At 74.7% G+C, this 12424-nt stretch carries 9 protein-coding genes; 7 read left to right on the forward strand and 2 right to left on the reverse strand.

Going from position 1 to position 12424, the window contains the following annotated elements; genetic code table 11:
- Positions 1 to 57 precede the first annotated feature (57 nt).
- A complete protein-coding gene (locus KBX46_RS27455) occupies positions 58 to 435 on the forward strand; it encodes a VOC family protein (protein WP_088949501.1) in 378 nt (125 codons plus the stop codon).
- 279 nt (positions 436 to 714) lie between these two features.
- Here the strand turns inward: KBX46_RS27455 and KBX46_RS27460 are convergent, their stop codons facing one another.
- Positions 715 to 1215, reverse strand: a complete 501-nt coding sequence (locus KBX46_RS27460; RefSeq protein WP_210794770.1) for a hypothetical protein — start codon at positions 1213 to 1215, stop codon at positions 715 to 717.
- Between the two features lie 184 nt (positions 1216 to 1399).
- On the opposite strand from KBX46_RS27460, the gene KBX46_RS27465 reads away from it, so the two are divergent.
- On the forward strand, positions 1400 to 2281 hold the full coding sequence (locus KBX46_RS27465) for a virginiamycin B lyase (protein ID WP_210794772.1): 882 nt from the start codon (positions 1400 to 1402) through the stop codon (positions 2279 to 2281).
- Positions 2282 to 2487: 206 nt separating this feature from the next.
- Here the strand turns inward: KBX46_RS27465 and KBX46_RS27470 are convergent, their stop codons facing one another.
- Positions 2488 to 3423 (reverse strand): LD-carboxypeptidase, encoded by a 936-nt coding sequence (locus tag KBX46_RS27470; protein ID WP_210794774.1) that lies wholly within the window; start codon positions 3421 to 3423, stop codon positions 2488 to 2490.
- Between the two features lie 114 nt (positions 3424 to 3537).
- Here KBX46_RS27470 and KBX46_RS27475 point away from each other — a divergent pair, with 114 nt between their 5' ends.
- The 5 genes from KBX46_RS27475 to mptB (KBX46_RS27495) all read left to right on the forward strand — a co-directional run bounded on the left by KBX46_RS27475 (position 3538) and on the right by mptB (KBX46_RS27495) (position 12088).
- Positions 3538 to 4305 carry a type 1 glutamine amidotransferase gene (locus tag KBX46_RS27475; RefSeq protein ID WP_210794776.1) on the forward strand — a complete coding sequence of 256 codons (768 nt, stop codon included), beginning with the start codon at positions 3538 to 3540 and terminating at the stop codon, positions 4303 to 4305.
- Positions 4305 to 7325, forward strand: coding sequence for a bifunctional [glutamine synthetase] adenylyltransferase/[glutamine synthetase]-adenylyl-L-tyrosine phosphorylase (locus KBX46_RS27480; RefSeq protein ID WP_210794778.1), 3021 nt, complete (start codon positions 4305 to 4307; stop codon positions 7323 to 7325). Before KBX46_RS27475 ends, KBX46_RS27480 begins: the two co-directional genes overlap by 1 nt.
- Positions 7318 to 8940 carry a hypothetical protein gene (locus tag KBX46_RS27485; protein ID WP_247668263.1) on the forward strand — a complete coding sequence of 541 codons (1623 nt, stop codon included), beginning with the start codon at positions 7318 to 7320 and terminating at the stop codon, positions 8938 to 8940. Before KBX46_RS27480 ends, KBX46_RS27485 begins: the two co-directional genes overlap by 8 nt.
- Positions 8941 to 8987: 47 nt before the next feature.
- Positions 8988 to 10388, forward strand: a complete 1401-nt coding sequence (gene mptB / locus KBX46_RS27490) for a polyprenol phosphomannose-dependent alpha 1,6 mannosyltransferase MptB (RefSeq protein ID WP_210794780.1) — start codon at positions 8988 to 8990, stop codon at positions 10386 to 10388.
- Between the two features lie 95 nt (positions 10389 to 10483).
- On the forward strand, positions 10484 to 12088 hold the full coding sequence (gene mptB / locus KBX46_RS27495) for a polyprenol phosphomannose-dependent alpha 1,6 mannosyltransferase MptB (protein ID WP_210794795.1): 1605 nt from the start codon (positions 10484 to 10486) through the stop codon (positions 12086 to 12088).
- Positions 12089 to 12424 lie beyond the last annotated feature (336 nt).

A 12424-nucleotide genomic window follows, 5' to 3' on the forward strand; every position in this document is an offset into this window, starting at 1 on the left:
CAGAGACTGCTCCAGACGACGGCCGAACGGCCGGCACGGAAACTCTGGAGGCAGCAGATGTCCACGACGCCCATCACCTGGTTCGAGATCGGCACCGACCGGCCGGAGGAGGCGGAGCGCTTCTACGGAGAGCTGTTCGGCTGGACCTTCGAGGAGCAGGGCGCAGGCAGCGGCGGGTCCTACCGGGTGACCGGCGCTGGTGGCGATACCGGGATCGGCGGGGCGATTCGGGCCACCGACGGGACGTCACCGAACTACGCGGTGTTCTACGCCGAGGTCACCGACGTGTCGGAAACCTGCCGGCGAGCGGAGGCGGCCGGTGGCAAGGTGCTGGTGGCGGCCCGTACGGCACCGAGCGGCCTCACCCTCGCCCACCTGCTCGACCCGGCCGGAAACCACCTGGGTGTGTTCAGCCCTCCGCCCGCCCAGGGCTGATGCGCTCCCGGCCGGCGCCTCGGGGCTGACCCCTTGCGTCGGGTGCCGGTGCCGCTCGGGGCTGGCGTACCTGCCTCGCTGGGGCTCGGCAGTGATGATCAACTCCGGCTCAAGGAAATGGCGGTGTCCGGGTGCGCCGGACACCGCCACTTCACGAAACCCGAGTGGATCAAGCCGGGGTGGGCCCGGTTCGACCAGAGGGCTGCCGGGGCTACCTGCCCGGCGTACCCGCGGGTCTGCCGGGGTTACCTGCCCGGCGTACCCGCGGGTCTGCCGGGGTTACTTGCCCGGCGTACCCGCGGGACCGCCGTGACCGCCCGGACCGCCGTGACCGCCCGGACCGCGGTGGCCGCCGGGGCCGGGGAAGACGCCGGCCTCGACGGCCTTGGTGATGGCGTCGGCCTGTTCCTGGGTGAGCTTGCCGTCCTTGACCGCCTGGTCCAGCCGCTCCTTGAGCGCGGCCTGCCGGTCCTCGGCTGACGGGCGCTCCGGCCGGTCGGCCGGCTTGTGCTGCTCGCGCAGCTTCTCCAGCGCGGCGGTCACCTTGTCGGTGGGGACGCCCAGCTCGGTGGCGAGCTTCTCGGCGAACTCGCCCTGCCGCTCGCCCTTCTTGTCGCCCTGCCGGTCCTGCTGCTGCGGCTGCTCACTGCTGCTGGCGCTCGGCGTCGGGGTGCTGCCGTCAGCGGCGAACGCCATCGTGGGGGCGGCGATCCCCACGCCGAGCACACCGGCGGCGGCCACGCTGGCCAGCAGGTGCTTCTTCGACATCGTGCGGAACATCAGTCCTCCAGGTTGTCGTTGATGCTGCGATGACGTCACCGACAGTGACTGGAAAGTCTGGGCGCGGCCCATGGCGAACCTGTCAGCGGGCTGACAATCTGCGACCAGCGACCGGACAAACCGGTTGCAACGTCGACGTCCCTGCGATCAGGGTGGGAAAACCCCGACGAAAGGACCACGCCTCGTGACGACCGCCGAGATTCGTGAGATCCCACTCGCCGCGCCGGGCGCCGGCCCGTACGGCATCACTGCCGGCCCGGACGGCGCGCTCTGGCTGACGCTGGTCCACGCCGGTGCGATCGCCCGGTTGGCCCCCGACGGCGCGATCCGGACCTACCCGTTGGACCCGGCCGGTGGCCGACCGCTGATCATCACCACCGGGCCGGACGGCGCCCTCTGGTTCACCCGCTCCGGGGATGACCGGATCGGCCGGATCAGCGTCGACGGTGAGCAGCGGGTGGTCGTCCTGCCGACCGGCGCCGCGCCGTGCGGCATCGCGGCCGGCCCCGACGGCGCACTCTGGTACGCCGGAATGAACTCCGACACGATCGGCCGGGTGGGCACCGACGGCACGGTCGAGGTGTTCCCGCTGCCGGTGGCCGGCGGATTCGCCTCGATGATCACCGCTGGCCCGGACCAGGCGCTCTGGTTCACCCTCAACCAGGCGAACGCGATCGGCCGGATCGACCTCGACGGCCGGGTGACGCTGCATCCGGTGCCCACCGCGAACGCCGGCCCGGTCGGCATCACCCTCGGCGGTGACGGCGCGATCTGGTTCGTGGAGATCGCCGCCGGTCAGCTCGGCCGGATCACCCCGGATGGCGAGATGACCGAGTTCCCGTTGCCGGACCGGGCGGCCCGCCCACACGCGATCGTGGCCGACCCGGCCGGCGGCGCCTGGTTCACCGAGTGGGGTGCCAACCGGATCGGCCACATCGACGGCACGGGCCGGATCGACGGCCACGACCTGCCCACCGCCAACGCCGAACCCCACGGCATCACCCTGACCCCCCAGGGCGTCTGGGCCGCCCTGGAAATAGGAGCAGTAGCCCACCTGATCCCCTGATCCCCTGACCCCCGCCCCGGCGCCGCCCCGCCGTCCCAGCCCCGCCGTCCCTGGTTGATCAAGAGGTTTGCGTCAAAATCCCGCCCGAAGTTGACGCAAACCTCTTGATCACCGGGGCGGGGAGGGGCGGGGGAGCGCGGGGAGGGGCGGGGAGCGCGGGGAGGGGCTGGGCGGGGAGCGCGGGCAGGGCAGGGGGTGGGGGTGCGTTACTGGACTGCGGGGGATGCGGTCAGGGTGCCGTTTTCGGCATTCAGGGTCGTTTGGGTGCCTACCGGGACGGTCAGCTGGTTGGGGCCGTGGCCGATGGGGAGGCCGCCGAGGACCGGTACGCCCAGGTCGCCGAGGCGTTCGGTGAGCACGTCGACGATCGTGGTGTCCCAGCCGTCACCGCAGTCGGTGAACTGCCCGACCGCCACCCCGGCCAGCCCGTCCAGCGCGCCGGCCCGGCGCAGCTGGGTGAGCATCCGGTCGACCTTGTACGGGGGCTCCTGCACGTCCTCGATCAACAGCACCGCCCCGGTCAGGTCGGGCAGGTCCGGTGTGCCGATCGAGGCGGCGATCATGCAGAGGTTGCCGCCGAGCAGGGTGCCGGTGGCGAGGCCCGGGACGCGTACGCCGAAGGTCTCCTCGGTGGGCACCGCGGTGATCGACACCGGCTCGGTCGTCATGAGCGCCGCGTGCAGGGACTCGGCGGAGCGCAGCGGGGTCCGCTCGTCGCGCCAGGCCGCTCCCGGACCGTGCACCCCGGCCAGCCGGGCACCCCGCCACAGTGCGAACTGCAACGCGGTGATGTCCGAGAAGCCGGCCACCACCTTCGGGTCGCGGCGGACGGCGGTCATGTCGATGGCGTCCACGACCCGCTGGACGCCGTACCCGCCCCGGGTGCAGATCACCCCGCGGATCTCCGGGTCGGTGAAGGCCGTGTTCAGGTCGGCGGCCCGTAGGTCGTCGGTGCCGGCGAGGTAGCCGTGGCGGGCGTACGCGTTCGGCGCCGGCACCGGGCGCAGGCCCCACCCGGTGAGCAGCTCCATGCCCCGGGCCACCCGCTCCGGCGAGGTCGGGCCGGACGGCGACACCAGCAGCACCGCGTCGCCCGGGAGCAGCACGGGCGGGCGGACGGCTGCGGTGTCGTCGCTGATCACAACCGCTGAGCCTAACGACCACGCCAGGTCCCGGCGGCCGCAGAGGGACACCACCGGAAGCGTGGGCCTGTGGCGGGGCGCTGCGCCGCGCGGCGCACCGGCTAGCCTCGACCTGTGGCAACCGCGCTGGTGATCGAGAACGACCCGACCGACGACGCACGCCGGCTGGGCGAGTGGCTGACCGAGGCTGGGCTGGAGCTGTGGGTGGTTCGCCCGCACGCCGGCGACGAGCTCCCCGCCGACCTGGAGGGGTACGCGGCGCTGGTGGTGCTCGGCGGCGACCAGCAGGCGTACCCGCTGCCGGACGGCTCGCCCGGCGCACAGTGGTTTCCGGCGGTGGAGGGCCTGCTGCGCAAGGCGGTCCGCTACCGGGTGCCGACCCTGGCCGTCTGCCTGGGCGCGCAACTGCTCGCCACCGCGCATGCCGGCCTGGTCGAGCGGAGTCCATCGGGGCCGGAGATCGGCCCGGGCGTGGTCGGCCGGCGCGACGCCGCCGAGAACGACCCGCTGTTCCGGTACGTGCCGTTGATCCCGGACGTGCTCCAGTGGCACGCCGACGAGATCACCGAGCTGCCCCGGGGTGCCACCCTGCTGGCCGCGTCCACCCGCTACCCGCACCAGGCGTTCCGGCTCGGTGACCGGGCCTGGGGTCTGCAGTTCCACATCGAGTGTGACGCCGCGATGATCGCCGACTGGGCCACCGACTCGGCCCAACTCACCGAGCTGGGCTACGACCCGGAGCTGGTGGTCGCGGCCTGCGCCTCGGTGCTGCCCGACATCGAGGAGGTCTGGCAGCCGTTCGCCGCCCGGTTCGCCGCGCTTGCCCTCGGTGAGTTGGACGACAGCACGATGCGGCGTGGCCTGCCGCTGCTCGGGCACTGATGAGCCGGCCGACCAGGGCAACGGGCCGGCTCGCCCGGTACGGCTTCGGCACCGCCGAGGGCGACGGCGGCGCCCGTGCCGCCGACCTGCTCGGCCCGGACGGGCTGCGGCTGTGGCGGCCGGAGGAGCAGGAGCCGGCCGACGAGCCGGCCGGTGAGCTGCTGGCCGCGATGTCCCGGGCCGCCGACCCGGACCTGGCGCTGCGCCAACTGCACCGCATCGTCGAGGCCGAACGTCGCACGACCGACGGCGCCGCCGACTCGCCGCTGCTCGCGGAGCTGCACGCCGACCCCGGGCTGCGGCGGCGGCTGATCGCGGTGCTGGGTGCCTCGTCGGCGCTCGGCGATCACCTGGTGGCCCATCCCGACCACTGCACGGCGCTGCGGACCGCCCCGGACGGGCTCGCGCCGATCGCCGAGGGACGGTTGGAGCCGGCCGCCGGTGGCAACCCGGTGGCGGTGCTGCGGACCGCGTACCGGTTGGCGCTGCTGCGGATCGCGGCGGCCGACCTGACCGGCGGGCGCGGCCTGGAGCAGACGATGGCCGCGCTCTCCGCGTTGGCCGACGCGACGTTGGCCGCTGCCTACGAGGTGGCCGTCGCGGAACTGGCGGAGGGCACCGAGCGGCCTCGGCTCGCGGTGGTTGCGATGGGCAAGTGTGGCGGCGGCGAGCTGAACTACGTCTCCGACGTGGACGTCATCTTCGTGGCCGCCGAGGACGCCGACCTGGCCGCCGCGACCCTGGTGGCGACCCGGCTGATCCACATCTGCGGGCTGGTCGCCTGGCCGGTGGACGCCGCCCTGCGCCCCGAGGGCAACCGGGGCCCGCTGGTGCGGACCCTCGCCAGCCACCTGGCCTACTACCAGCGGTGGGCGCGCACCTGGGAGTTCCAGGCGCTGCTCAAGGCCCGCCCGGCCGCCGGGGACCTCCCGCTGGCCCAGGAGTGGATCGACCAGCTCGCGCCGCTGGTCTGGCGGGCGGCCGAGCGACCCGAGGCGGTCGAGGACGTCCGCGCCATGCGGCGCAGGATCATCGACCACATCCCGCCGAAGGAGTTGGAGCGCGAGATCAAGCGCGGCCCCGGCGGGCTGCGCGACATCGAGTTCGCCGTCCAGTTGCTGCAACTCGTACACGGTCGCGGGGACGAGACGCTGCGGGCGCCGGGCACCATCCCGGCGCTGCGCGCGCTGGTCGCCGGTGGCTACGTCGGCCGTGCCGACGGCGAGGCGCTGCTGCGCGGTTACCGTTTCCTGCGCAGCGTCGAGCACCGGCTGCAACTCCAGGGCCTGCGTCGTACGCACACCGTTCCCACCGAGCCGGGCGCGCTGCGGTGGCTCGCCGCCGCGCTGGGTTTCACGGCGGCGCCGGGGCGCAGCGCCGTGGAGAGCTTCCGGGCCGAGTGGGTCACCCACGCCACCGAGGTACGCCGGCTGCACGCCAAGCTGCTCTACCGGCCGCTGTTGGAGTCGGTGGCCCGGGTGCCGGCCGACGGGCTGCGCCTCACCCCGGAGGCGGCCAGGCACCGGCTGGAGATCCTCGGGTTCGCCGACCCGGCCGGGGCGCTGCGGCACCTCCAGGCGCTCACCGGCGGGGTGAGTCGCACGGCGGCCATCCAGCGCACCCTGCTGCCGGTGCTGCTCAGCGAGTTCGCCGACGCGCCGGAACCGGACCGGGGGCTGCTCAACTACCGGAAGGTGTCCGACAAGCTGGGCAGCACCCCCTGGTATCTGCGGCTGCTGCGCGACGGTGGCCCGGTCGCCCGTCGGCTGGCCCGGGTCCTGGCGCTGTCCCGGTACGTCGCCGACCTGCTCGCCCGCGACCCGGAGGCACTGCGGCTGCTGGCCGAGGAGAACGAGCTGGCGCCCCGCTCCCGCGAGGTGCTCCGGGAGGGGTTCCTCGCCGCAGCGGCCCGGCACGCCGACCCGGTCGAGGCCACCCGCGCGGTACGCGCACTGCGGCGCCGGGAACTCGTTCGGGTGGCCTGCGCCGACGTGCTCTGTCGGGCGGGCGCGCTCGCACCCACACCCACCCGACCGGACGGCGCGAACCGGCCGGCACCGGGGCTGGCCGACATCACCCAGGTCGGCACGGCCCTCGCCGACGTCACCGACGCCACCCTGGCCGCCGCGCTGCGCGCCGCCCAGGCCAGCCAGCCGGCCCCGGAAGGGCTGCGGTTCGCGGTGATCGGCATGGGACGGCTCGGCGGGTACGAGTCGAACTACCTCTCCGACGCCGACGTGCTCTTCGTCTACGACCCGCCCGCCGGGTCCAGCGAGAGCGCCGCCAGCGCCGCCGCCCACGCGATCGCCGAGGAGCTGCGCCGACTGCTCGGCGTGCCCGCCCCCGACCCGCCGCTGGGCGTCGACGCCGACCTGCGCCCGGAGGGCCGGCAGGGCCCGCTGGTCCGCAGCCTCGCCGCGTACGCGGCGTACTACGCCCGCTGGTCGCGGGTGTGGGAAGCACAGGCCCTGCTGCGCGCCCGGTTCGTCTGCGGCGACGCCGAGCTGGGCGCCGAGTTCGAGGCGATGATCGACCCGGTGCGTTACCCGGCCGAGGGGCTGACCCGCGAGCAGGTCGTCGAGATCCGGCGGATCAAGGCCCGGGTGGAGACCGAGCGGCTGCCCCGGGGCGCCGACCCGGCCACCCACACCAAGCTGGGGCGCGGCGGGCTGGCCGACGTGGAGTGGGCCGTGCAACTCGTCCAGCTCCGGCACGCGGGCGCGATCCCGGCGCTGCGCGGCACGCGTACCCTCGATGCCCTCGCGGCCGCCGAGCGGGCCGGCCTGATCGACCCGACGGACGCCGCGGAGATGGCCGCCGGGTGGTCTCTGGCCGCGCAGGTCCGCAACGCGTTGATGCTGGTCCGGGGCCGGGCCGGCGACCAGTTGCCCCGGCACGGGGTGGAGTTGGCCGGCGTGGTCCGACTCCTCGGCCGGGACGACCCGGGGGAGTTCCTCGACGAGTACCTGCGCGTCGGCCGCCGCTCCCGTGCCGCGACGGAGCGGGTCCTGAATGCCTGACGCGTCGACCCGTCCGGCCACGCGGTCCCCGCAGGTGGTCTGGGCGGCGGCGACCGGGGCCGCGGTCGTGCTCGCCGCCGCGTTCCTGCTCGCGCCGCGGATGGGCACGGACCTCGCGGCCCAGGTGGCCCGCGCCGAGTTCGCCGACCGGTACGGTGCCGCGCCGATCGACCTCGGCTGGTACGGCGGCGTCAACCAGTACGGCTACAGCCTGTTCACGGCCAGGTTGGGCGCGCTGATCGGGATGCGTCCACTGGGGGCCGTCGCCGCCGTGCTCGGCGCGGCGGCGCTGGGCTGGCTGTTCGTCCGGGGCCGGGCCCGCCGGCCGTTGCTGGCCGGCGTCCTCGGTGCCGTGGTCCTCGTCGGCAACCTGGCGAGCGGTCGGGTCACCTTCGCCGTCGGGCTGGCGTTCGGGCTGCTGGCGCTCTGCGCGGTCAGCGCGGAACGCCCGCCACGCCCGGTTCGCCTGGCACTTGCCGCCGGTTGCGCCGCCCTGGCGACGGCCGCGAGCCCGGTCGCCGGCCTGTTCACCGGTCTGGCCGGCGCGGCGTTGCTGCTGGCCGCCCTGCGCAGAGGCGACGGGCCCGGCCGTGCACTGCCCGGTGGGTGGCGCTCGGAGCGACCACTGGCGGAGGGGTTCGTGCTGGCCGTGGCGCCCGCCGTCACCCTGGCGCCGATCGCGTTGCTCTTCGGCAACGGGGGCACCCAGCCGTACTCGGCCGAGTCGATGCGGATCAACGTCGCGCTCGCGGTGCTGGTGGCGGTCGTGCTGCCGCGTCGTCGCCGGGTGCTGCGCGTCGGCGCGCTGCTCACCGTGCTGCTCCTGGTCGGCGCGTACTACGTGCCCAGCCCGATCGGTTCCAACGCGCTGCGCCTGCCGCTGCTCTTCGCGCTGCCCGTGCTGGCCGGGTACGCGCCGCTGCCCGGTCCGTGGCTTGCCGGGCTGCTCGCCGCGACGGTCTGGTGGCAGTCCCCGGTGATGCTGAGCGACGTCACCCGGGCCGGCGCCGCCGAGAGCGCCCCGGCGTTCTACCGCCCGCTCGTCGCGGAACTCGACCGACGGCAGCCCGTCGGGCGGGTCGAGGTGGTGCCGCTGCGCGACCACTGGGAGTCCGCGTACCTGCCACCGACCGTGCCGCTGGCCCGTGGCTGGGAGCGCCAGGTCGACAGCGACCGCAACGCGCTGTTCTACGACGGCACCCTGAGCGCCCAGACCTACGAGCAGTGGCTCCGCGACCAGGCGGTCACCTACGTGGTGGTCGCCCCGGATGCTCCCGCCGACCGGTGGGGCCGCGACGAGGCCGCGTTGATCCGCGGCGACCTGCCGTACCTGCGGGAGGTCTGGCGCGATCCGACCTGGCGCCTGTACGAGGTGGTCGATCCGACGCCGCTGGTCGGGGCCCCCGGCCGGCTCGTCACCGCCGACCGGGGCGCGGTCCGGCTGACGGCCACGCCCGGCGACGTGCCGGTCAAGGTGCGGTGGTCACGGTGGCTGTCGCTCGATGGCCCGGACGGCTGCCTGCGACCCGGCGCCGACGGGTGGACCGAGGTGCGGGTACGCGCGGCCGGCGACTACTCGATCTCCAGCAGCCTGGCACCGGCCAACCACTGCTGACGGTCCTGCCGTCGGTCACCCACCGGGGTGCTGGCAGCATGTCGGGCGTGCCTCCCCACCTCGCGCGCTGGACCGGCCTGGCCGGCTCGATGCTGCTCGCGCTGTCCGCGTTCCTCGGCGGCGCGTTTCCCAGCGGCCCCCTGCGCAGCACCCCGGTCAGCATCTGGCAGGGCACCAACGGCCCGCTGATCCTGGCCGCCTGGGCGGTCGGCACCGGCCTGATGGCGTACGCCTGGTGGGCGCTGCGCGACGGCGGCCCGTCGACTCGCTGGGCGCTGCTCACCGTGGGGCTGTGGCTGCTGCCGCTGCTGGTCGCGCCGCCCTTCGGCAGCCGCGACGTGTACGCGTACGCGTGTCAGGGCGCCAGCTTCGCCGGTGGCATCAGCCCGTACGAGCAGGGCGTCTCCGCGCTGCCCTGCCCCTGGCTGGACTCGGTCTCCTACATCTGGCGGGACACCCCGGCGCCGTACGGGCCGCTCTTCGTGCTCGTCGCGGCTGCGGTGGTCAAGGTCGCCGGCTCGCTGACCGCCAGCATCGTGCTGTTCCGGGCGCTGGCATTGCTCGGCGTGGTGTTGAGCGCGTGGGCGCTGCCGGTGCTGGCCCGCCGGGCCGGGGTGCCGGCCAAGCGGGCGGTCTGGCTGGCGCTGGGCTCCCCGCTGGTCGCCGCGCACCTCATCGGTGGCCCACACAACGACATACTGATGCTCGCCGCGCTGGTCGGTGGGCTGGCCGTGGTGGCCGCACACCCGCGCCGGCGCGGCATGCTGCTGGTCGGCGGGCTGCTCCTCGGAGTCGCCGTGTCGATCAAGGTCACCGCCGTGGTGGTGGTCCCGTTCGCAGCGCTGGCGGCCACCACCGGCCCGTACCGGCTCCGGTCGCTGATCCGCGACGGCGGCTGGGTGGTCGGCGGTGCGGTCGCCGCCGTGCTGGGAGTGACAATCGCCGGCGGGCTGGACTTCGGCTGGATCGGCGGGCTGTCCCAGGGCGGCGCCGCCGTCGCCTGGACGTCCCCGCCGACCGCCGTCGGTCAGACCGTCGGTTACGTCGCCGCGCTGTTCGGCGCTCACATCGACGCGTTGCCGGTGACGCGCGGGATAGCCGTGGTGGTCCTGGCCGTCCTCCTCGTCTGGCTCTGGTGGCGGGCCCGCACCCGCGACCCCCTGTACTACGCCGGCCTCGCGCTCGCCGTCACCGTCGCGCTTTCTCCCGTGGTGCACCCCTGGTACTGGACGTGGCCGTTGTTCGTGCTGGCCGCCACCGCCCGCCGTACCGGCTGGTTCACAGTGGTCGCCCTCGTCGCGTCCTTCCTGGTGCTGCCCGACGGCACCGGGTTTCCCCGGTACACCAAGACGGTCGGGGCGCCACTGATGACGCTGTTGGTGATCGTGGTGGTCGTCCGGTTGGTACGGTCGGCTCGGGCGGCCCGTCAGCCGGTCGCCGCCGACTGAGGGAAGGTGCGCCGGTGACCGCTCCCGGCGCGCCTGTTCCGCCGCCTGTTCCGCCGCCTGTTCCGCCCTCGCGTGTTCCGTCGCCGCCTCGTCCTCTGTCGGCACGCCTTGCCCGGTACGCGGGCCTGGCCGGCGCGGTCCTGCTCACTGTGGCCGGCTACCTCGGCGGTGCCCTGCCCGACGCCCCGCTCGGCGTGACACCGGTGTCGACCTGGCGAACCCCGGACGGCCCGGCGACGCTGATCTGCTGGCTGGCCGGCACCACGCTGCTGGTCGGTGCGTGGTGGTCGCTGCGCGGGGGCGCACCGTCGACCCGGTGGGCGTACGTCACGGCCGGGCTGTGGGCGCTGCCGCTGCTCGTCGCGCCACCACTGGGCAGCCGGGACGTCTACTCGTACGCCTGCCAGGGCTGGACATACGCGCACGGCGTCGACCCGTACGCGGTGGGGGTGGCGGCGGCGGGCTGCCCCTGGCTGGACACGGTTGCGCCGATCTGGCGGGACACCCCGGCACCGTACGGGCCGGTGTTCGTCCTGCTCGCGGCGCTGGCGGTCACGCTCGGCGGCGGGCTCACCGGCACTGTGGTGCTGCTGCGGGTGATCGCCGTGGCGGGGTTGCTGCTGGCCGCGATCTCCCTGCCCGGCCTGGCACGGGCAGCCGGGGTGCCGACCCGGCGCGCCGCGTGGCTGGCGTTGGCCGCCCCACTGGTCGGGGTGCACCTCATCGCCGGCGCGCACAACGACGCGGTGATGCTGGGCCTGCTGCTCTGCGGGCTGCTGGTGGCGATCCGGCGACCGGGTTGGCCTCCGGCACTGCTCCTGGCCGGGGCGCTGCTCGGGTTGGCGGTGACCGTGAAGGCCAGCGCGGTCGTGGTGGTGCCGTTCGCCGCCCTGGCCGCAGTCCGTGGTCGTCACACCGTACGGGCGTTGCTGCGCGACGGCGGCTGGCTGGCCGGTGGGCTGCTCGGTGCGGTGCTGGTCACCTCGGCGGTGTCCGGGCTCGGGTTCGGCTGGGTGGGCGGGCTGACGCACAGCGGCGACTCGGAGCAGTGGACGTCACCACCCACCGCCGTCGGGTTCGTGGTGGACTACGCCGGTGCGCTGGTCGGCCGGGACCCGCAGGCGGTGCCGGTGGTCCGGGCAGTCGCCCTGCTGCTGCTGGCCGGGGTGCTGGTGGTGCTCTGGTGGCGGGCCTGGCGGGCGCTGCGCGGCTTCAGCGATGCCCGGCGGGTGGCGCGGGTCGAGGGCGCGCGGGTCGATGGGGCGCGGGTCGATGGGGCGCGGGTCGAGGGCGCGCGGGTCGATGTGGCGCGGGTCGAGGGCGCGCGGGTCGACGGGGCGCGGGTCGAGGTTGCGTGGGTCGACGGGGCGTGGGTCGAGGAGGCTCGGGTCGAGGAGGCGCGCCCTCGGGTGGTGCTGCACGGCGCTGCCCTGGCGCTGGTCGCCACCGTCGTCCTGTCCCCGGTCTTCCACCCCTGGTACGCGACCTGGCCCCTGGCGCTGCTCGCACTAACCGCCGCCCGAACGACGTGGTTCGTGCTGCCAGTGGCGGTGGCGGCCTTCCTGACCCTGCCCGACGGCACGAACCTGGCCCGCTTCACCAAGGCACCCGGCGCCCTGGCGATGACCGCCCTGCTCCTGATCGTGGTCCTACTGGTCCTGCGCACCACCCACCGCCCGGGTCCAACCCGTCGATCATGAGGTTGGCGGGGACAACTCGGACGGAACGCCCGGCCAACCTCATGATCGACGTGTCCGGGCGGCCAAGATCGTGCTCGATCATGGATAGGGGGCTTCGAGCCGCCCTGGTGGCCACTACAACCATGATCGAGCACGATCCCCGTCCCGGCCCAGTCCAAGATCCGCGCAACTTCAGGGAAAGTGCTGCCTACGGTGCCTGGGAGGCAGCAACATCCCTGAAGTTGCGCGGGGCGCGGGGCGCGGGGCGCGGGGCGCGGGGCGCGGGGCGCGGGGCGCGGGGCGCGGGGCCTGCGGGGCGCGGGGGTGGGCGTGTAACGGGGCCGGGCCGCCACCCCG

Origin of the sequence: Micromonospora sp. C81 (assembly GCF_018070425.1) — a bacterium.
GTDB classification, from domain to species: domain Bacteria; phylum Actinomycetota; class Actinomycetes; order Mycobacteriales; family Micromonosporaceae; genus Micromonospora; species Micromonospora zamorensis.

Bases quoted from the DNA above. Each gene is read 5' to 3' on its own strand.
- KBX46_RS27460 (WP_210794770.1), bottom strand. From the start codon at position 1,215: ATGTTCCGCACGATGTCGAAGAAGCACCTGCTGGCCAGCGTGGCCGCC.
- KBX46_RS27485 (WP_247668263.1), top strand. From the start codon at position 7,318: ATGCCTGACGCGTCGACCCGTCCGGCCACGCGGTCCCCGCAGGTGGTC.
- KBX46_RS27455 (WP_088949501.1), top strand. From the start codon at position 58: ATGTCCACGACGCCCATCACCTGGTTCGAGATCGGCACCGACCGGCCG.
- KBX46_RS27480 (WP_210794778.1), top strand. From the start codon at position 4,305: ATGAGCCGGCCGACCAGGGCAACGGGCCGGCTCGCCCGGTACGGCTTC.